The organism is Allocatenococcus thiocycli, assembly GCF_921292965.1.
Classification (GTDB): domain Bacteria; phylum Pseudomonadota; class Gammaproteobacteria; order Enterobacterales; family Vibrionaceae; genus Vibrio; species Vibrio natriegens.
This window is the reverse complement of record NZ_CAKLCK010000043.1, coordinates 26,282-45,459: the sequence shown is the minus strand read 5'-3', so window position 1 is coordinate 45,459 and position 19,178 is coordinate 26,282. Positions and strand designations below refer to the sequence as shown.

The window sequence follows — 19,178 nt, the reverse complement described above, 5'->3', positions numbered from 1 at the left end:
TACAGATTTATAACGACCAGAAATAAAATTTTTAATGAGAATAGGCAAGAGAAGGATGAAGTTGAACTGCTAGCAATAAAAAAGCCGGCGTAAACCGGCTGTGATGACGTTATTGTGCGGAAATAACGGTAACCAGTTCGTAGCTTTCACCTGGTTGCAAGGTTTTGCCTTGATCAATGCTGGCAGCATGCACAGCGGATTCGACGCATAGCATGGTTTCGTAACCATTATCAGCCATGTCTCCCATTGACTGAGCTCCTTCGGCCCAAGGGTTCCATAGTACTGCTGAGTTGTGGCCATGGTTTTCTACGCTCAGAGTGCGTTCTAATACAGGGTCTTTGACTAAGATCTGCGCTTCAGGCTGCGTGTACACACGGTCTATGGTGTCGGTCAGTTGCAGGACTTCACCACCTTGACATACCTCGTTGCCTTTCAAGCTGTCGATGTACTCGCCACCCATGCCTGAAGTTTGAGCTTGTAAAACATCGCCAACGTTAAGGTAAGTATGCAGAGCACCAGAGAATGTCCATGCCTCGTCATCGATATTCAGCACTTTCAGTGTCACTTTCAGCTCATCGCCGACTTCTACCAAAAGGCGAGCTTCAAACATATGAGGCCAAATTTGGTGGGTCTCTTCGCTTGGGAACAACGCAAGTTCGACAATCACACCATTTTCATTTTCACGGTGTTCTATCAGTTCCCATTCTGTAGTACGTGCAAAACCATGAGCCGGTGCAGCAATGCGACCAAACCATGGCCAGCACACTGGAATACCACCACGCAAAGCGGCTTTGCCATCGAATACGGCTTTTTCGCTCATCCAAATTAGATCTTCCTGACCTTGTGGTTTGTATGACACCACATGGCCACCGTGCAAAGCGATACCAGCGGTTGCTTTATCGTGAATGATACGAACAACTTTGACCTGATCAATTTCTACTACGGTGACATTGTCAGAAAGGACGGTTAGGGCAGGAAGGGTGTTTAAATCCATCTGATTATTTTCCTATCGCTGGGAGAGGTTGCGAGCGCTTGAAGCCCAAATACACCCCTCAAATTCCAGATACAAAAAAGGCGACTATAAAGCCGCCTCTTTTTCAACTCAGTTAAGAGCTAATCACTGTTTCTAATTACTTAGAGATGTGTGCGATTAGGTCTAGAACTTTGTTTGAGTAACCGATTTCGTTGTCGTACCAAGATACAACTTTAACGAATTTGTCAGTTAGAGCGATACCAGCTTTAGCATCGAATACTGAAGTGCAAACTTCACCGATGAAGTCTTGAGATACTACTGCATCTTCAGTGTAACCTAGAACGCCTTTTAGTTCGCCTTCAGAAGCTTCTTTCATTGCTGCACAGATAGCTTCGTAAGATGCGCCGTTTACTAGGTTAACAGTTAGGTCAACTACAGAAACGTTAGCAGTTGGTACGCGGAAAGCCATACCAGTTAGTTTGCCGTTTACTTCTGGAAGTACAACGCCTACAGCTTTAGCAGCACCAGTTGAAGATGGGATGATGTTCTGAGAAGCACCACGACCACCGCGCCAGTCTTTAGCAGAAGGACCGTCAACAGTTTTTTGAGTTGCTGTTGTAGCGTGAACTGTAGTCATAAGACCAGATTCGATACCGAACTTGTCGTTAAGAACTTTAGCGATAGGTGCTAGACAGTTAGTAGTACAAGAAGCGTTAGAAACGATGTCTTGACCAGCGTAAGTGTCGAAGTTTACGCCGTTAACGAACATTGGAGTTGCGTCTTTAGAAGGACCAGTTAGTACAACTTTTTTCGCGCCAGCAGTGATGTGCTTACGTGCTGTCTCGTCAGTTAGGAAAAGACCAGTTGCTTCAGCAACAACGTCAACACCGATTTCGTCCCATTTTAGGTCTTCAGGGTTGCGCTCTGCAGTTACACGTACAGTTTTGCCGTTAACGATTAGGTTACCGCCTTCAACTTCAACAGTACCGTTGAAACGGCCGTGAGTTGAGTCGTACTTAAGCATGTATGCCATGTAATCTACGTCGATAAGGTCGTTGATACCTACAACTTCGATGTCGTTACGCTCTTGCGCTGCACGGAAAACGAAACGGCCGATACGGCCAAAACCGTTAATACCTACTTTGATAGTCATTATAGTTGCTCCACAACTTAATTTCTGATTAAAGATAACTGGTAGTAAAATTACAGAATCCAGTAAACATCTGCAACAGATAATCGGACTTAACTTGTTTAAAGTCAAAAAAAAGCGACGCTTTTTTTAACAATTCTTCGCAAATGTTCGTTTTTTAAACTTTTTACTGCTTTTACTCTAGCTCAGTTGGCGTAATATAACCTGCGAGATGAGTGCTCGTATCAAATTAATTACACATGGTGTCCTGGTGAGAAAGTATGTGCTACAACTGTTACGAGAATCAAGTTTTTTGCTAAAAAAGTCATTGCGAAAAACAGGAAATAAGGATCTAAAATTAGTGGAACAAAGCGGAGGAAAAGTGACGAAGTCCGATGAATATTGGCGTGAGCGTCTATCTGATGAAGAGTTTCGTGTTTGTAGAGAGCAGGGAACTGAGCCACCGTTCAGTGGTAAGTTATTGCATAATAAGGAAACTGGTATATATAGCTGTACCTGCTGTAATGCCCCTCTTTTTGTCTCTGATAACAAGTACGATTCAGGATGTGGATGGCCGAGTTTTGATGCGCCAGTTAATGACCAAGCGATACGCTATTTAGATGATCTGAGTCACGGAATGGTACGTACTGAAATTCGCTGTGCGACATGTGATAGTCATCTGGGGCACGTTTTTGAAGACGGACCACAAACAACAGGCGAGCGTTACTGTGTTAATTCAGTGTCGTTAATTTTCAACAAATCTGAAGATTAGTAACAAAATTGCAGTTAAGAGTGTTTCATCCTTTCAGAACTGTATCGGTCAACATATAAACACTGAAAACTTGAATGAATAAAAAACTCCCGACTAGCGGGAGTTTTTTTATATATTTTCGGGAATTAAATCGGGGGAATAACTTCCCTCTTCAATATTATTTGCGATCGACTTTGCCAGGTCGTCCAGTTTTTGATATTGGTTTGGATCATTGAAATCGAACATTCTCTGCAGTTGCTTTTCATCTGCTACTGACACACCAAACCTTTTGGCTACCATTGCCCAAAGGTAAGCACGTTTTTTCTCCCCTTGTCCCTGATGAATACTCGCCAATGATTTGAGTATGGCAGGGTTTAGGTTGTCTTCATTTGACAAACTTAACGCATTATTTAACAAGATAAGCGTTTTAGGGGTGTCTCTGTTGACGTAGAAGGTAGCTAAGGCGTACTGCATTTCCGCAGTGTTTAGTGTCGGTGAGCCTTCCATCTGTAAAAATCGGTGCTGAGCCTGTGTGTCTCCGGTCTGTGACCAAAGGAAATATAAGGTCTCTGGCTTTTCCGATACCTTTAACTCGCTAACGATGCGTTCAAGCTCGTCGATGCTGTGCACCAGCGCATTAAAGCGTTGTGCTTTTAGCTCGCTTTGGTCAATCGGAGCGATCTGGGAGGCTAGCTCCAAGCACTTTCTGTATTCAGCGACGACGCTGTATTCTTCTATCTGTTTTTCTTCGCTTGGGTGTTTGAACTGCTCATAACGATGCCAAATTAAGTTGGTACGCGGGATGCGGCATTGTCCATCGTCGATGTTGAGCTTTTCGCAGCGCAGTTCTGGGTTATTTTCACACAGTTGTTCAGTAGATATGTTGCGTTCAAAGCAACCTGTGATGGATAGAGTGGCGAGGCTTGCCAGCAACCAGTATGTTGTTTTCATGGTTTTGCCTGTGATCCGTTACACCAATTCATTTTCGTGTTCTTGACTCCATTTCTTAACCCGCTATGTTCTGAACAGAATGTAATAAGAAGGTACATTATGGACACAGAACAATTATTAAAAGCGATGACACCAGAAGTTTACGATCGCTTGGTATATGCAGTAGAGACGGGAAGATGGCCAGAGGGTACAACACTTTCTAGAGAGCAGCGAGATTCGTGTATGCAAGCTGTGATGTTGTATCAATCAAAACATAATACAGACGCTCAACATATGACCGTTGCTGCCGGTGGTGAAATCAGTTTTAAGTCTAAGCAAGAATTGAAAAAGCAATTCAGTGGTGATGAGAGCGATATCGTTCGAGTAAATCCAAACTTCGATTGATACGTTTAACGCGTAAAAAGCCCAATGTAATCATTGGGCTTTTTAGGTTTTAAGTGCTGAGTATTGAGTTTTACAGGCTCATTTCACCACGTAATACTTGCTGCATTTTGTCTTTTACTTCTTCGTAAGACAGGTTCTGGCTTAGAAGATAATGCAGTTTGGCTAGTGCAGCTTCAGGCGTCATGTCAAATCCACTGATCACTCCAGCATCAGCCAGCGCACAACCCGTAGCGTAACCACCCATGTTAACTTTACCAGCTAAGCACTGCGTTAAGTTCACCACGATAACACCACGTTCAGATGCTTCTTTCAGATGACCAAGCAGTTCTGGATTTTGTGGTGCATTACCTACGCCAAACGTTAGCAGAATCATCGCGTTAACTGGCTGAAGTAACGTGTTGCGAATCACTTCATGAGAAATGCCAGGGTACATGGTGATCACACCAATCGGCTGAGGTGTAATGTTGTGCACTTTAAATTCGCCTTCAGGCTGAGCACCAACTGTCACGCTATTGCTAATCTGAATATTGATTCCCGCTTCCAGCAAAGGAGCAAGGTTTGGCGAAGTGAAGGCATTGAAGCCGTCAGCATGTGATTTCGTGCTGCGGTTACCACGCATTAACTGATTGTTGAAGAACAGCGTTACCTCGTTGATCGGGAAATTAGCCGCGATATGCAGTGCGTTCAGCAGGTTTGCCTGACCATCAGAGCGCAGCTCTGCCAATGGGATTTGAGAACCAGTCACAATAACTGGCTTGCCAAGGTTTTCCAGCATGAAAGACAGAGCCGACGCTGTGTAAGCCATCGTGTCTGTACCATGCAGAATAACGAAACCATCGTACTTATCGTAGTTATCACGAATATCATCAGCAATTTGTTGCCAATCGGCAGGAGTCATGTCTGATGAATCGATCAGCGGATCGTATTCATGGATGGTGTAATCCGGCATCTCTGGACGATGAAATTCTGGCATTGCTGCTAATTGCTTCTCCATAAAGCCAGCGATAGGCACATAACCGTGATCTGACTTTTGCATACCGATGGTGCCACCGGTATAAGCGATATAGATGTGTTTTCTAGTCATCGTTCTATTTACTTTCATGTAGGGGAGCTGTGCGCGGATTATAACGAATTGATGGGTAATAAAAAGGGGCATATCACTAAGATATGCCCCTTTTTTGACTAGTTAAGCACGGCTATTGAACTTGGCAATTCAAACAGAAGGCGTATTGACCTCTTGGGTCATTAAAGCTCTGTAGCACGCTCGCATCCTGTTTAAGCTGCTGAGCTACAGGTTGCAAGCTCTGCGGCAACATGCTTGTGACATCAATACCAAGGGAAACTTTGACGTTATTCATGAATTCGTCGAGGAATATCTCCGCTGGTGAAAGTGGTTCTTCAACCCAGTACAGGTTGTAGTCCGTGATGTTAGCCAGTTTCGCTGCTAAATCGACCGCATCGTCAAAGTCACCCATTTGGTCTACCAAGCCATACGACATCGCATCCTGACCTGTCCATACGCGACCCTGTGCCACGTTATCTACTTCTTCAACAGGCATCCCACGGTTATCGCCGACCAAAGAAATAAAGCGCTGGTAGCCGTGTTCAATTGACATTTGGATAGCTTGCGATGCGCCTTCTGACAGACCAGTTGAAAGCCCGTCACCTGAGAATGGCGACGTACCAACGCCGTCAGTATGGATACCAAGCTTATTGAAACCTTTTTCAAAGGTAGTAATCACACTGAAAATGCCGATAGAACCCGTTAGTGTGGTTGGCTGAGCAACAATTTTATCTGCACTCATTGAAATCCAGTAACCGCCTGAAGCCGCTAAGCTTGACATGGACACCACCACAGGTTTACCTGCTTGCTTTAACGCGGAGACTTCGTTACGAATCACTTCCGATGCAAAGGCGCTGCCACCCGGGCTATTCACACGAAGAACAACCGCTTTAACGTTTTTATCGTTACGTGCCTGACGAAGAAGGCTCGCCACCGTGTCACCGCCTACAGTGCCTCTCGGTTGCTGACCATCCATTATTGCGCCACTCGCAACAACCACTGCAATATCATCTTCAGATGAACTGTAGTCAGGGTGCATCGTTGCTTGGTAGTCGTAATAGCTGATCGCGTTGTAGCTGTCTTTACCGTCGCTACCAAACTCTTTGGCAAACAGGGTACGAATGTCTTGGCGAGTAGCCAGTTCATCCACCAGCCCCAGTTTCAGCGACAGTTTTGCAATATCGCCATTCACAGAGCGCATTTCCGCTAACAATTCGTCCATGGTTGGATTAAGAACTTTGGCATCAATGTTTCGATTGGTTGCCACATCATCGACAAATGCACTCCATAGCTGAGTGATCCAACGTGTCACTGACTCTTCCGCAGCATCGGACATGTCGTCGCGCGTAAATGGTTCTATCGCCGACTTATAAGTACCGACACGGAACACGTGCGTCGACACATCTAATTTTTCTAACAGCGATTTATAGTACATCGAGTAAGCGCTGTAGCCTTTAATCAGTACTCCGCCGTCTGGCCCCAGGTACACTTTGTCGGCGTAGCTAGCGAGGTAATATTGACTTTGATTGTAGAAATCGCTGACCGCATAAATCGGCTTACCAGATGTTTTGAACTCGTTCAGCGCTTTCGCGATATAGCGTAACTTGGTTAAGTTTGTTTCTGGCATCTCACGCAGAGATAAAACTAAACCGGTAATTTTAGGGTCATCTTTGGCGTAGCGGATGGTGTCAACGATATCAAACAATACGTTTTCTTTTGGCATCTCTTTGCCAAGTAGTGAACCTGTAAAGGAGTCCATCGGGTTGGTGTAGCGTCTTTGTTCGACGATGGGGCCAGATAGATTCATCACCAGTGCAGACTCTTTCTCTATCACTGGTCGACCTTCTCCGGTGTAGGTAAACGCAAAGTAAAAAACGGCAAGCATCAGAAGGAACAGCAGATTTGCTAAAGCAAGCCTGACAAAGGTGATGCCTTTCCATATTCCTTTAAATATCAGACCAATAAATTTGAAGAGTTTTTTCATCATGTCTCCATCACGAGATAATCAATTCGTAATTTTACAAATTATGGGTTCTTATCTCTAAGATCTCAAAAGATAACGTGTTTTTAGCTTATCACGCTCCTTCAACAATTGGCATATTTTAACGCTAGATTGATCGGTGTTACAAAAATGTAAACACCTGTTTGATTTTTTGGTTCGCAGAACGTAATGTCACTTCACAAGATAATAAAAATGGATGTTTAGTAATGTCTGCACTGTACCCAAACCTATTAAAACCACTGGATCTCGGTTTCACTCAATTACGTAACAGAGTGCTGATGGGATCAATGCATACCGGCTTAGAAGAAGACAAGGAAGGCTTGCAAAAGCTGGCTGCGTTTTATGAAGAACGCGCGAAAGGTGGCGTTGGTCTGATTGTAACAGGAGGTTTCTCTCCAAACCTTCGTGGCCGACTTCACCCTCTGAGCGCAGAGTTCAGCAAGCCTAAACATGCAGAGGCGCATAAAGTTGTCACTGAAGCCGTTCACAAACACGGCAGTAAAATCGCACTGCAAATCCTGCATGCAGGGCGTTATGCCATGCACCCTTTAGCGCAAAGTGCGTCGGGTATTAAAGCGCCGATTTCTAAGTTTGCTCCAAGTGAAATGAGTGAACGTCAAATCAAGAGCACGATCGAAGATTTTGCGAAAAGTGCCGAGCTGGCTCAGATCGCTGGCTATGACGGTGTAGAGCTGATGGGCTCAGAAGGTTATTTGATTAACCAGTTCCTGTGTAAACGCACCAACATGCGTTACGACGATTGGGGCGGCAGCTATAAAAAACGTATGCGTTTCCCTCTGGAGATCGTTAAAGCGGTACGTGGAGCGGTGGGTGATAAGTTCATCATCATTTTCCGTCTTTCTATGCTGGATCTCGTCGAACAAGGCAGCACGTTTGAAGATGTCATTGAGCTGGCAAAAGCACTTGAAGAATCGGGTGTTACCATCATCAACACCGGTATTGGCTGGCACGAAGCACGCGTTCCGACTATCGCGACACAAGTTCCGCGTGGCGCGTTTACTTGGGTAACCGAGAAAGTGAAGCCGCACGTTTCTGTACCAATCATCACCTGTAACCGAATTAATACCCCAGAAGAAGCAGAGCGTATTCTTTCGTCTGGGCATGCAGATATGGTCTCTATGGCTCGCCCATTCTTGGCAGACCCGTATTTTGTGGCGAAAGCCGAGCAGGAGAAGGCGCAGTTCATCAATACCTGTATTGGCTGTAACCAAGCCTGTCTGGACAACGTATTTAAGGGTAAGCGTGCGAGCTGTTTGGTTAACCCACTAGCGTGTTATGAAACCGAAATCGTTGTTGAGCCAGCACTGAAGAAAAAGAACATCGCCGTAGTAGGTGCGGGTCCTGCTGGTCTTGCATGTGCGACAACATTGGCAGAGCGTGGCCATAAAGTTGACTTGTTCGAGAAGAATGATCGTATTGGTGGACAATTCCGCCTGGCGATGCAGATCCCGGGTAAAGAAGAATTCCGTGAAACCATTCGCTACTTTGCCAACCGCCTTGATGAGACAGGGGTCAACTTGCACCTTTCAACTGAAGCGAACTTCGATTTACTCACCGAGTACGATGAAATCGTGATGGCATCTGGCGTAGAGCCTCGCAAAGTGAAGATTGAAGGTATTGATAACCCAGAGAAAGTTGTGGATTACCAGACCTTGATTCGTGAAAAGACACCGGTTGGTGAGAAAGTTGCAATCGTTGGTGCGGGTGGTATCGGGGTTGATATTGCGACCATGATTACTGAGCCTGTCGATCATACGTTGGATGATTGGCTCCACGAGTGGGGCATTGATAAAGAAATTTCCCAGCCGGGTGGTTTGTATCCTTTCCCTGATTCAGTGAGTGATAAAGAGGTGTGGGTATTACAACGTCGTCAAGGGCAAGTTGGTAAAGGTCCGGGCAAAACAACGGGCTGGATCCATAAACGTACTCTGGAAAAACGTGGAGTTCATCTTCTGGGTGGCGTTTCTTACGAAAAAATTGATGATCGTGGATTACACATTCAGGTTGATGGTAAATCACAAGTGCTGAATGCAGATAAAGTCGTTATCTGTGCGGGTCAGGAGTCGGTTCGACCGTTTGAAGATAAATGGTCTCAGCTAGGTGATAAGCTGCACATTATCGGTGGTGCTGACCACGCTGGTGAGCTGGATGCTGTACGAGCAATCCGTCAGGGTGTGAAGCTCGCAGTGAAGCTATAAAAAGCATTCACAAATACTTATGAAAAGCTGCGCATTATGCGCGGCTTTTTTCGTTTCTGGCCGACTGGAATAGGCATTTTGTGGGTTAGGTATAATCCCCAAAAAACAGGTTGTTATTCAGTGGGCTAGATTGTGCTAAAGTGACCAGCAGATAAAATACAAGTTAGATTCAATAAGGACCAGTTAATGGAAGCTCTCGATCTCTTGCTTAACCGCCGTTCTGTCGGCAAGTTATCCGCGCCAGCACCAGAAGGTAAAGTGTTGGAAAATATCATACGTGCGGGCCTGCGCGCGCCCGACCATGCTGGTTTAACACCTTGGCGCTTTGTGATTTCACAGGGTAAAGGACTAAACAAACTGTCTGATATTTTAGTTAAAGCTGCATTGGCGGATAACAGCGAGGAATCGGTGGTTGAAAAGCTGAAAAATGCCCCATTCCGCGCACCAATGGTTATCACCGTTATTGCAAAAGTGACGCCGCATGAAAAAGTGCCTGCATTGGAACAGTACCTGTCAGCAGGCTGTGCCGTTCAAGCAATGCAAATGGCAGCAGTTGCGCAGGGCTTCCAGGGCTTCTGGCGTTCAGGGCCATGGATGTTCCACCCTGAAGTGCATAAAGCGTTTGGCCTGGAAGGTGAAGATGAAATCGTCGGTTTCCTTTACTTGGGCACCCCAGATGGCACACCAATGAAAGTGCCAGAGCGTGACTTGTCGAAGTTTGTTGAATTTCAATAAATGCTAACCACATTCTTACTGTCTATCTATACAGTTTTTCTTGATTTATTAGGGCTACATTCGATAATGTGGCCCTAATTATTATTACTTTCCCAAGCTTATGTCTCGTCTGTTTATTGCTGAAAAACCAAGTTTAGGCCGCGCGATCGCTGCCGCACTACCGAACCCTCAAAAGAAAGACCAAGGCTTTATTCGCTGTGGTAATGGAGATGTAGTGACTTGGTGTATTGGACACTTGCTGGAACAAGTGGAGCCAGATGCTTATGACGAACGCTACAAAAAATGGAACATGGCGGATTTGCCGATTGTGCCGGAGCAGTGGCAGCTAAGGCCAAGAAAAACTTCTAGTAAGCAATTGACGGTGATTCGCAAATTGTTAAAAGAAGCGACGGAAGTCATTCATGCCGGAGACCCAGACCGTGAAGGTCAACTCTTGGTGGATGAAGTGCTCGATTACTGCAAACTGTCTAAAACTAAGAAGCAAGCAACTCAACGTTTGCTGATTTCAGATTTGAACTTACCAGCAGTAAAACGAGCTTTGAGTTCAATGCGCAGCAACCGTGACTTTATCCCGCTTTCTGTTTCTGCGCTGGCTCGCTCCAGAGCGGATTGGCTCTATGGCATGAATATGTCTCGCGCCTACACCTTGCTAGGGCAGAAAGCCGGCTATCAAGGTGTATTATCGGTCGGGCGAGTGCAAACGCCAGTGCTTGGGTTGGTGGTACGTCGCGATGAAGAAATCGAAAACTTTATCCCTAAAGATTATTTCACCCTACATGCGTTAATCCCATATCAAGATCAAAACGGCGCATTTGATATTCGTGCGAGGTGGAAACCAAGCGAAGCGTGTAAACCTTGGCAAGATGAGGAAGGGCGAGTTCTCAACCGAAAGCTGGTGGAGAATGTTGCTGCTCGTATCAAGAACCAACCCGCCACGGTGAAAGAGTCCGAGCAAAAACAAACCAAGCAATCTGCCCCTTTACCTTATTCTTTGTCTGCATTGCAGATTGATGCGGCAAAACGTTATGGCATGAGTGCCCAGCAAGTTTTGGATACCTGTCAGGCATTGTATGAAAAGCATAAGCTGATCACTTACCCACGTTCGGATTGTCGTTACCTGCCGATGGAGCACTATGCACAAGCGGGTTCAGTCACTTCTGCAATTGCCAACAATGCCAAAGAGCTGCAAAGTGCCGTTCAGGGCGCGGATTTGTCGATTAAATCGAAAGTATGGAACGACAAAAAAGTGGATGCTCACCACGCGATCATTCCTACGCCTAAGCAAGCTAATGTGAATGCGTTATCTGGCAATGAGATGAAGGTGTATCAACTCATTGCCCGTCAATATCTGATGCAGTTTTATCTTGCGGCCATTTACGCTGAAGCGAAGCTGGTATTTGATATTGCTGGAGGCACTTTTATTGCGAAAGGTCGTCAGCTTGTTTCTCCGGGCTGGAAGGCCTTAATGGGCAAAACCGATAAAGAAGACGACGGGATTGATGCCGTGCCACCTTTGGCAGAAGGCACGGTGCTCACTTGCCGGGAGGGGGAAATAAAAGATCGCAAGACTGAGCCGCCAAAACACTTCACCGAAGCGACCCTGTTGCAGGCCATGACGGGGATTGCCCGCTATGTTGCTGATAAAGAATTGAAGAAGATCCTACGTGATACGGATGGCCTTGGAACCGAAGCTACGCGTGCTGGTATTCTCGATACACTCTTTAAGCGTCAGCTTTTGACTCGCCAGGGTAAATCGATTTTAAGCTCACCAGCTGGCCGAGGGTTGGTTCATGCGCTTCCCCAAGATGCGACTTATCCGGATATGACGGCGCACTGGGAATTCCAATTGCAAGGAATGGCTGAGAAAAATCAAGCCTATCAGCCATTTATGCAAGCGTTGGAGCAAAGAATAGATAGCCTGATGGGAGAGGTTAAGTCAGGGCCGGTGCCTGAGTCTTTACGTCACTTACCTAAAGTCGAGCGCCCGGCGTTTAAGCGTAGGAAGCGCAGTTATTCGAAGGGCAGTGGTGCTAAGTCTGGTCCAGCAAAACGTAAGCCATCTTAAAAAACAAAGCGGCACTGAAACTTGCCGCTTTCGTCTTAAACTTTACTACTCAAACAAGCCGCCATTTTTCTCAATAGCACCTCTGACATCATCTTGAGTAAGGACACGCTTACCTAGGTCTTGTTTCACTTGTTTACCCAAATCAACAAGTGCGTCTCGGTTTGCTTGGGTTTGGCGTTTACCCGTGCTTCTTAAGCAATAGTTGAGTTCATGCTCTTCACTAAAATTTACCAGATCTTTATCCGCCGCCATTGTTACTCTCCTTAGTGGTTTGATAACTCCACTAAGTCTGGATTGCATATCATGAAATTCAAGTTTATTAATAAAATGTTTGCATATTGTTTTTCCGGCTTATGAACGACTCACTGCCAAAGCACTTATAGCTACGTGGCCTACCAAGGTAGCTCGGTACCATCGTAATTAATAAATTGGCCTGAATTCTTCTGTGTGCTTTGTTCAATCACGTTAGCAAGCCCTGCGGCCGAGAATTCAGCGTCAATTAATGCATTCGGCCCGCCCATGTCTGTGCGAACCCAGCCGGGATGAAGGGCTAGAACGGTGAACCCTTGGTCGGATAAGTCGTTGCTTAAACTTTTTACGACCGAGTTAAGTGCAGCTTTGGAAGAGCGGTAGATGTAACCACCACCTGAGGTATTCTCGGTCATGCTGCCGACTTTAGAAGAGATGCAGGCGATTTTCTTCATTTGGCCCTGTTGCAGCAATGGATAGAATGTTTCGACTAATTTGAGTGGTGCAATGGTGTTGATTTCAATAACTTTACGCCACTCATCCACATCGGTATTTCCAAACCCATAACCTTTAGGACCGTAGTAACCCGCGTTGTTTATTAACAGGTCGATTGCAGGCAGGTTCTTCGCGAGTTGCTCTACCTGCTTGTAGTTGGTGACATCTAGTTCATGAAGCGTTAAAGAGAAGTGCTGGTCGCTTAAACTGACTAATTCGTCGCTATTCGCTAAGTTCCGAGTAGTCGCATGTACTTGCCAGCCATTGTCGAGATAGAGCTTAGTTAAACTCAGGCCGATACCGCGATTTGCACCAGTAATAAAGACGGTAGAACTCATCTGATTCCCTTATCCCTATTTGTTATCGAGTTATTGTTTTAGCTCTTCAAACCTTAGCAGTGAAATGGCATTTTATTCAATGGTTGAACTTGGTACTATTTCGCTACAATTGTTAAAAAGAACCTTCCATGCTGCCACTTATTTATCACCCGATATATTCAAAACTTGCTTTGCCTGAAGGGCACCGCTATCCGATCATGAAGTATCAATATCTTTATGAAGCAGTGCAAGAAAAGCTAGAGAACGAAAACAGCCTATCGCGCGTACAGTTTTTCGAGCCTACGGCGCTTTCTGTCGCAGAGATTAAGCGAGTGCATGAGGCCGAATATGTGGATTTATTGGTTAGCGGTTCGATGCCGGCGGCTAAAATGCGCCGTATCGGGTTTCCCTGGAGTGAGGCACTGATCACCAGAACACTGACTTCTGCGGCTGGCACGGTTTTGACGGCGGAGAAAGCGCTGGAACACGGCGTGGCTTTGCATTTGAGTGGTGGATATCATCATGCTCACAGAGACTTCGGCAGTGGTTTCTGTCTGTTTAACGATCTTGTGATAGCAGCAAAGCATATGTTGGATCACGACGATGTCGATAAAGTCTTAATCATTGATAGTGACGTACACCACGGTGATGGTACAGCAACGCTCTGCCAAGATGAGCCTGATATTGTCACGCTCTCTTTCCACTGTGATAAAAACTTCCCGGCAAGAAAGCCTGAGTCTGATCTCGATGTCCCTTTAGTTAGGGGCACCGACGACGAAACGTTTTTGATGACGTTTAAAGAAGTGGTGCAAATGGCTCTCAATCTGCATCGTCCTGACATGGTGATTTATGATGCTGGCGTTGATATACACACTGACGACGAGCTTGGGTATTTTGATGTGTCTACGCAAGGCATACTAGAGCGTGATCGCTTTTTGATGCAGTTAATGAAAGAGCGCGGTATTCCAGTTGCGGCGGTTGTCGGTGGCGGTTACCGAAGTAATCATGAAGAACTCGTCCCGATTCATATGAATTTGATTCAGGCTAGTTTGGAAGTTTTTGGCTAAAAAGCACCACAAAAGAAAAAACCGAGCTTTAGAAGCTCGGCTTTCATTTCACAAATACAGTTACAGCACTTTTGCCAAGAACTGCTGCAGACGAGGATGAGTTGGGTCATCAAATACCGCTTGAGGGCTGTCATCCACTAACAATTTACCGTCTTCCATAAACAACACACGGTCGGCCACTTCTCGGGCAAAGCCCATTTCGTGAGTTACGATAACCATGGTCATCCCTTCTTTTGCTAATGACTTTATAACATCCAGTACTTCACCTACCATTTCAGGGTCAAGTGCTGAAGTTGGCTCATCAAAAAGCATCAGATCGGGCTTCATTGCGAGTGCACGGGCAATCGCAACACGCTGTTGCTGACCACCGGATAAATGCGTTGGGTAGTTGTTCATACGATCTTCTAAACCAACACGTTTGATCAACACTTTCGCCTCGCCTTCCACTTCATGTTTCGGGCGCTTAGCCACTTTCAATGGCGCGATCATTACGTTTTCTAACGCGGTCATGTGTGGAAACAGGTTAAAGCTCTGGAATACCATTCCAACGTTTTGACGCAAAACGTTGATGTCGGTGCTTCGCGCATACATGTCGAAACCATCGACAATGATAGTCCCGGTGCTTATCTCTTCTAACTGGTTCAATGTACGTAAGAACGTTGATTTACCTGAACCTGAAGGCCCGATAATCACCACCACTTCACCACGTTTTACCGTCGTTGAAACTGATTTTAAAGCGTGGCAGCCATTAGGGTAATACTTGTCTACATTGTTGGCGTAAACCATATCTTCGCCGTTGTATTCACTAGTCACTGGCTGATAACCTCTTCTCTAAACGTTGAATTGCCCAAGACAGAGTCCCGGTTACTAGTAGGTAAAGTGCCGCGACAGTGAACCACACCTCGAAAGGTGCAAAGCTGCCACTCACAACTTCACGACCCGCTTTAGTTAAGTCGGTAATAGAGATAACTGAAACAAGCGAAGAGTCTTTAATCAGGTTAATAAACTGACCAGCCAAAGGTGGCAGTGTACGCTTTAGGGCTTGTGGCAGAATGATGTAGCGCATTGCTTTTGGGTAGGTCATACCCAGTGAGCGCGCCGCTTCCATTTGGCCTGTAGGAATTGCCTGAATACCTGCACGAACAATTTCTGCAACGTAAGCGCCTGTAAATACAGATAATGCTACTACCCCTGCGGTGAATCGATCAAAATCGAGTACGGTTCCGATAAAGAAATAAACGATAAAAATTTGTACCAGAAGCGGTGTACCGCGAATCAATTCAACATAGGTAACAGCTAAGTTTCTCGCTGTTTGGTTCTTCGCAACCCGCATGAGGCCGAATATCAGGCCAAGTAAGACGGCAAAAATGAGGGAGATAAAGGATATTTTTACCGTCACCCATAAACCGTGAGCAATCGGTCCGAATTTCCATTCGTTAAGCTGGGCAACAGTGTCACCTTGGAATACCAAGTCACCGTTTCCAACTAAAAGTGTTGTGTAATGATCGATGACTTGAGACTGACTAGAGTCATCAAACTCAATCGTTAACTGACCAGCGTTAACCACGGCAGTACCGTCACCGTTTGCTCGGAGCTGTTGCATTTCGGTGTTGACGACATACGGCCAGAGACGATCCCAATGCCAGTTATAGTTAATACTCTTGCCAGAGAAATAGACCGCGCCAATCAGCATGGCCATTATTAGGACATAAATTCCATGTCCTATCCATTTTGAGGATTTAGACTGCATCACTCAGATTCTCTTTTTTCTTATTAATGAACTGGGCAACTTACGCTACCCAGTTGACTTAGTTTTAGTTCGCTAGGCTTAAAGCTAATTATTGAACTTCTTTTAACCAGTCGTCAGACTTGAACCACTTGTCGTACATACGATCGTACGTGCCATCGCCTTTGATTTGACGCAAGTAGTTATTCAAGAAATTTAAGAAGTTAGGGTCATCTTGACGAATCGCCCAACCTAGAGGCTCGTAAGTGAAAGGTTCAGCTAGGTGTCCAACTTTGCCTTTGTTTTGAGCTGCGTAGATCGAGTTGTATGGAAAGTCATAAACGAATGCATCTGCTTTACCGTTAACAACTTGTAGAACTGCATCAACCTCAGTGTCGTAAAGGTCAATTTTTGCGTTGAATAGACGTTTCTTCGCCGCTTCTACACCAGTTGTGCCTAGCTTAGTGGAAATGGTGTATTTTGGATCATTTAGATCTGTGTAGCTGTTAATCTTACCTTCAAGAGCTGGAGATAGGATAATAGACTGACCGATAACGATGTACGGGTCAGCAAAGTTAACTTTCAAGTTACGCTCAGGAGTGATTGTCATACCACCCATGATGATGTCACATTTGCTAGTTTGTAGCGCAGGGATAATGCCATCCCAAGCTGTGTTCACAGGAGTGAATTTAACCCCCATAGAACGAGCCATGTGCTTACCTAAATCGACATCAAAACCAATGAAACGGCCATCTTTGGTTTTCATTTCGAAAGGCATATAGCCAGCATCAAAACATACTTTTAGTTCACCTGAACTAATAACACCTTCTAGGTCAGACTTTGCCATGGCTTGATTAGCACCAAGCAGGGAGCAAGCAAACACAAGTCCAGCTGCTGAAGATTTAATATATTTTTTCATAATATCCCTTATAAAAATTTTGTTATTTTTTTGTTCGTCCAATGACAGATACGATGTTGTATTGAGTGTCACGCAAACGCGAACTTACATCAAAAACGACAAGATAATGCAACACAATCTAGTAACGTTTCAATAACATTCCGAATTTAAAACCAATAAATTGCCATACAAATTCAATTTTCATCTAAGAAGGTGACTCAAGTCCCGAATTAAATCGACCGGAGACTCAAGACCGATTGAAAGCCGCACGACTCCTTTACCCGCGTCGCGGCAAAAGTTCGCTTTTTGTTCCGGGCTAAATCGATAAGTAGACTTGTCCAAATCATCAGTTTTCAACACCACCGCTAAGCTTCGTTGATGTCCAATCGAATATGCGTAATAAAACATCTTCGACTCATGCGCAAATCGTTGCTCAATCAGTTCGATGTCCTCTACTTGGAATGCAATAATGCCGCCAAAAAATGCCATTTGCTGTTTAGCTAGTGAAAATTGTTGGTGTGACTCTAGACCGGGATATAAAACCCTTTGTACATTTGGGTTGTTTTCTAACCAACTCGCAATGGCGTGAGCCGACTCACACAGTGTTTTCATACGTGGATAAATAGTCTCCATTCCCCGCATAATTAACCACGCACTCTGTGGGCTCAAAGATGCACCAAAATAGACGCCAGCAACGCTTCTAAGCTTGCCAATTAAGGCTTTCGAGCCTAAAACGCACCCGCCGAGAACATCGCCATGGCCGTTAATGAATTTGGTTAAAGAGTGAACGACCAAATCTGCTCCAAGATCAAGTGGTCGGGTAATAACCGGTGTTGAAAACGTCGAATCTGCACTCAGTAAGATACCCCGGCTTTTAAGCAATGAAGAGAGCGCTTTTATATCAGAGAGCCTTAATAGAGGGTTACATGGTGTCTCTATGTGCACCAACTTGGTGTTTTCGCGTAGAGCCTTTTGCACATTAGTAGTGCATGTGGTGTCAACTGCTGAAACCTCAATTCCAAATTGAGGCAAAACTTGGGTAGCGAACTCAAAAACGGCGGCGTAGCAAACATCGCTGATAACAAGATGATCTCCCGCTTTCAGTAATGACATGAAGACAGCTGTGATAGCTGCCATACCGCTTGCTGTCGCGAGTCCATCTTCTGCCTGTTCTAAAATAGCCAAACGTTCTTCGAGTAAACGAACCGTTGGGTTTGTCCAACCTGCGTATAGAAAAGGTGCGTCGGCGAGGTCTTGCATACCTTGTGCAGAAAAAGCCCCGTCATTGGGCAAAAAGCTGTGATTTACTGACATTACGATATTCGGTGCGATGGCTTTTGTTTGAGGGTCAGGTTGAATAGCTGCATGAACCGCCAAGGTTTCAGGAGCGAAGTTTTGAGAGTCAATAGACTCTTGAGGCAATCCAAATTTGAAATCATCGTTATGCATTATTGTTTAATCCAGTCGTTGTCATTAGCCATCAGTCTGTTTGGCTGAAATCAGTTTTTAGTTCTACTCGAACGAATGGTTTAATTGTGGATTCCAATTGGTGAGTAAAATCCGCTATTCTTGGCTCGACACGGAAGATTTCCCGCATTTAAACCCCAATAATGCGGAATAACAGAAAGAGGAAAACCATGGGTGACGTTTCCACTCTGGATAGTTTTGATAAAAAGATTCTGGAACTGATGCAAAGCAACTGTCGTTTGGCGAGCGAGGTCATTGCCGAGCAAGTAGGGCTGTCTGCTTCTGCTGTACAGAGAAGATTAAAGCGGCTGCGGGAAGAGGGCGCAATCCAAGCCGAAATCGCTGTCGTTAAATCAGAGCTTTCTACGCACCCAATGACGTTTATTGCGGGTATTGAAATCGAAAGAGATAACTACTCAGTACTCAATAAATTCAAACGCTGGGCAGAGTCTCAACCTTCCATACAGCAGGTGTTTTATGTCACAGGTAATGTCGATTTGATGGTTGTGATTACTGCGGAGAGTGCAAAAAGCTACGACAGGTATATTGAGCAGATTATGGAGCAGTTCCCACAGATTCGCCGCGTCATGACCAACGTGGTACTAGATACACCAAAACAAAGTCTTTACCTGCCTCTTGAGTAGCCTACCTGTAGGGCGGGCCTATAAAGCCCAGAGAATGTCTCTT

Annotated in this window: 18 protein-coding genes; 7 read left to right on the top strand and 11 right to left on the bottom strand. The window is 45.2% G+C overall.

Annotated elements, in window-relative coordinates:
- Nucleotides 1-109: 109 nt before the first annotated feature.
- Entirely contained in the window at nucleotides 110-994 is an 885-nt protein-coding gene (locus L9Q40_RS17595; protein WP_498794083.1) for a D-hexose-6-phosphate mutarotase, read from the bottom strand.
- 136 nt (nucleotides 995-1,130) lie between these two features.
- Entirely contained in the window at nucleotides 1,131-2,126 is a 996-nt protein-coding gene (gene gap, locus L9Q40_RS17590; protein ID WP_014232584.1) for a type I glyceraldehyde-3-phosphate dehydrogenase, read from the bottom strand.
- Between the two features lie 337 nt (nucleotides 2,127-2,463).
- Between gap and msrB the strand changes: the two genes are divergently transcribed.
- The gene (msrB, locus tag L9Q40_RS17585) at nucleotides 2,464-2,874 is read left to right on the top strand and encodes a peptide-methionine (R)-S-oxide reductase MsrB (RefSeq protein ID WP_041170255.1); all 411 of its coding nucleotides are present in this window, start codon (nucleotides 2,464-2,466) and stop codon (nucleotides 2,872-2,874) included.
- Nucleotides 2,875-2,982: 108 nt separating this feature from the next.
- Here msrB and L9Q40_RS17580 read toward each other — a convergent pair whose 3' ends face one another.
- A complete protein-coding gene (locus L9Q40_RS17580; protein ID WP_014232582.1) occupies nucleotides 2,983-3,804 on the bottom strand; it encodes a DUF2989 domain-containing protein in 822 nt (273 codons plus the stop codon).
- A gap of 99 nt (nucleotides 3,805-3,903) precedes the next feature.
- On the opposite strand from L9Q40_RS17580, the gene L9Q40_RS17575 reads away from it, so the two are divergent.
- Entirely contained in the window at nucleotides 3,904-4,188 is a 285-nt protein-coding gene (locus L9Q40_RS17575) for a YeaC family protein (protein ID WP_014232581.1), read from the top strand.
- Between the two features lie 70 nt (nucleotides 4,189-4,258).
- Here the strand turns inward: L9Q40_RS17575 and ansA are convergent, their stop codons facing one another.
- Together ansA and sppA are read right to left on the bottom strand one after the other, a co-directional pair.
- Nucleotides 4,259-5,272, bottom strand: a complete 1,014-nt coding sequence (gene ansA / locus L9Q40_RS17570) for an asparaginase (RefSeq protein WP_065297173.1) — start codon at nucleotides 5,270-5,272, stop codon at nucleotides 4,259-4,261.
- Between the two features lie 112 nt (nucleotides 5,273-5,384).
- Nucleotides 5,385-7,235, bottom strand: coding sequence for a signal peptide peptidase SppA (gene sppA, locus L9Q40_RS17565; RefSeq protein ID WP_498794081.1), 1,851 nt, complete (start codon nucleotides 7,233-7,235; stop codon nucleotides 5,385-5,387).
- Between the two features lie 224 nt (nucleotides 7,236-7,459).
- On the opposite strand from sppA, the gene L9Q40_RS17560 reads away from it, so the two are divergent.
- The 3 genes from L9Q40_RS17560 (at nucleotide 7,460) to L9Q40_RS17550 (ending at nucleotide 12,272) form a co-directional block, all read left to right on the top strand.
- Nucleotides 7,460-9,472 carry a 2,4-dienoyl-CoA reductase FMN-binding domain-containing protein gene (locus L9Q40_RS17560; protein ID WP_498794080.1) on the top strand — a complete coding sequence of 671 codons (2,013 nt, stop codon included), beginning with the start codon at nucleotides 7,460-7,462 and terminating at the stop codon, nucleotides 9,470-9,472.
- 186 nt (nucleotides 9,473-9,658) lie between these two features.
- A complete protein-coding gene (locus L9Q40_RS17555; RefSeq protein WP_020334545.1) occupies nucleotides 9,659-10,207 on the top strand; it encodes an NAD(P)H nitroreductase in 549 nt (182 codons plus the stop codon).
- 100 nt (nucleotides 10,208-10,307) lie between these two features.
- Complete coding sequence (locus L9Q40_RS17550; protein ID WP_498794079.1) at nucleotides 10,308-12,272, top strand: DNA topoisomerase III; 1,965 nt, start codon at nucleotides 10,308-10,310, stop codon at nucleotides 12,270-12,272.
- Nucleotides 12,273-12,317: 45 nt separating this feature from the next.
- On the opposite strand, the gene L9Q40_RS17545 is transcribed toward L9Q40_RS17550, so the two are convergent.
- Together L9Q40_RS17545 and L9Q40_RS17540 are read right to left on the bottom strand one after the other, a co-directional pair.
- On the bottom strand, nucleotides 12,318-12,524 hold the full coding sequence (locus tag L9Q40_RS17545) for a hypothetical protein (RefSeq protein ID WP_319554751.1): 207 nt from the start codon (nucleotides 12,522-12,524) through the stop codon (nucleotides 12,318-12,320).
- A gap of 140 nt (nucleotides 12,525-12,664) precedes the next feature.
- Nucleotides 12,665-13,354, bottom strand: coding sequence for an SDR family oxidoreductase (locus tag L9Q40_RS17540; RefSeq protein ID WP_498794077.1), 690 nt, complete (start codon nucleotides 13,352-13,354; stop codon nucleotides 12,665-12,667).
- A 128-nt stretch (nucleotides 13,355-13,482) separates the two neighbouring features.
- Between L9Q40_RS17540 and L9Q40_RS17535 the strand changes: the two genes are divergently transcribed.
- A complete protein-coding gene (locus tag L9Q40_RS17535; RefSeq protein WP_498794076.1) occupies nucleotides 13,483-14,400 on the top strand; it encodes a histone deacetylase family protein in 918 nt (305 codons plus the stop codon).
- A gap of 60 nt (nucleotides 14,401-14,460) precedes the next feature.
- Here the strand turns inward: L9Q40_RS17535 and L9Q40_RS17530 are convergent, their stop codons facing one another.
- The 4 genes from L9Q40_RS17530 to L9Q40_RS17515 form a co-directional block, all read right to left on the bottom strand.
- Entirely contained in the window at nucleotides 14,461-15,186 is a 726-nt protein-coding gene (locus L9Q40_RS17530) for an amino acid ABC transporter ATP-binding protein (RefSeq protein WP_065297684.1), read from the bottom strand.
- Nucleotides 15,187-15,205: 19 nt separating this feature from the next.
- The gene (locus L9Q40_RS17525) at nucleotides 15,206-16,150 is read right to left on the bottom strand and encodes an amino acid ABC transporter permease (protein ID WP_024373041.1); all 945 of its coding nucleotides are present in this window, start codon (nucleotides 16,148-16,150) and stop codon (nucleotides 15,206-15,208) included.
- An 88-nt stretch (nucleotides 16,151-16,238) separates the two neighbouring features.
- Nucleotides 16,239-17,045 (bottom strand): transporter substrate-binding domain-containing protein, encoded by an 807-nt coding sequence (locus L9Q40_RS17520; RefSeq protein WP_014232571.1) that lies wholly within the window; start codon nucleotides 17,043-17,045, stop codon nucleotides 16,239-16,241.
- A 180-nt stretch (nucleotides 17,046-17,225) separates the two neighbouring features.
- Nucleotides 17,226-18,473, bottom strand: coding sequence for a trans-sulfuration enzyme family protein (locus L9Q40_RS17515; protein WP_498794074.1), 1,248 nt, complete (start codon nucleotides 18,471-18,473; stop codon nucleotides 17,226-17,228).
- 188 nt (nucleotides 18,474-18,661) lie between these two features.
- On the opposite strand from L9Q40_RS17515, the gene L9Q40_RS17510 reads away from it, so the two are divergent.
- Nucleotides 18,662-19,135 carry an Lrp/AsnC family transcriptional regulator gene (locus L9Q40_RS17510; RefSeq protein WP_498794073.1) on the top strand — a complete coding sequence of 158 codons (474 nt, stop codon included), beginning with the start codon at nucleotides 18,662-18,664 and terminating at the stop codon, nucleotides 19,133-19,135.
- Nucleotides 19,136-19,178: the final 43 nt, after the last annotated feature.

What these genes read in the sequence shown, in the direction of transcription:
- L9Q40_RS17595 (WP_498794083.1), bottom strand. Translation starts at nt 994, where the DNA reads ATGGATTTAAACACCCTTCCTGCCCTAACCGTCCTTTCTGACAATGTC.
- gap (WP_014232584.1), bottom strand. Translation starts at nt 2,126, where the DNA reads ATGACTATCAAAGTAGGTATTAACGGTTTTGGCCGTATCGGCCGTTTC.
- L9Q40_RS17580 (WP_014232582.1), bottom strand. Translation starts at nt 3,804, where the DNA reads ATGAAAACAACATACTGGTTGCTGGCAAGCCTCGCCACTCTATCCATC.
- L9Q40_RS17575 (WP_014232581.1), top strand. Translation starts at nt 3,904, where the DNA reads ATGGACACAGAACAATTATTAAAAGCGATGACACCAGAAGTTTACGAT.
- ansA (WP_065297173.1), bottom strand. Translation starts at nt 5,272, where the DNA reads ATGACTAGAAAACACATCTATATCGCTTATACCGGTGGCACCATCGGT.
- sppA (WP_498794081.1), bottom strand. Translation starts at nt 7,235, where the DNA reads ATGAAAAAACTCTTCAAATTTATTGGTCTGATATTTAAAGGAATATGG.
- L9Q40_RS17560 (WP_498794080.1), top strand. Translation starts at nt 7,460, where the DNA reads ATGTCTGCACTGTACCCAAACCTATTAAAACCACTGGATCTCGGTTTC.
- L9Q40_RS17555 (WP_020334545.1), top strand. Translation starts at nt 9,659, where the DNA reads ATGGAAGCTCTCGATCTCTTGCTTAACCGCCGTTCTGTCGGCAAGTTA.
- L9Q40_RS17550 (WP_498794079.1), top strand. Translation starts at nt 10,308, where the DNA reads ATGTCTCGTCTGTTTATTGCTGAAAAACCAAGTTTAGGCCGCGCGATC.
- L9Q40_RS17545 (WP_319554751.1), bottom strand. Translation starts at nt 12,524, where the DNA reads ATGGCGGCGGATAAAGATCTGGTAAATTTTAGTGAAGAGCATGAACTC.
- L9Q40_RS17540 (WP_498794077.1), bottom strand. Translation starts at nt 13,354, where the DNA reads ATGAGTTCTACCGTCTTTATTACTGGTGCAAATCGCGGTATCGGCCTG.
- L9Q40_RS17535 (WP_498794076.1), top strand. Translation starts at nt 13,483, where the DNA reads ATGCTGCCACTTATTTATCACCCGATATATTCAAAACTTGCTTTGCCT.
- L9Q40_RS17530 (WP_065297684.1), bottom strand. Translation starts at nt 15,186, where the DNA reads ATGGTTTACGCCAACAATGTAGACAAGTATTACCCTAATGGCTGCCAC.
- L9Q40_RS17525 (WP_024373041.1), bottom strand. Translation starts at nt 16,150, where the DNA reads ATGCAGTCTAAATCCTCAAAATGGATAGGACATGGAATTTATGTCCTA.
- L9Q40_RS17520 (WP_014232571.1), bottom strand. Translation starts at nt 17,045, where the DNA reads ATGAAAAAATATATTAAATCTTCAGCAGCTGGACTTGTGTTTGCTTGC.
- L9Q40_RS17515 (WP_498794074.1), bottom strand. Translation starts at nt 18,473, where the DNA reads ATGCATAACGATGATTTCAAATTTGGATTGCCTCAAGAGTCTATTGAC.
- L9Q40_RS17510 (WP_498794073.1), top strand. Translation starts at nt 18,662, where the DNA reads ATGGGTGACGTTTCCACTCTGGATAGTTTTGATAAAAAGATTCTGGAA.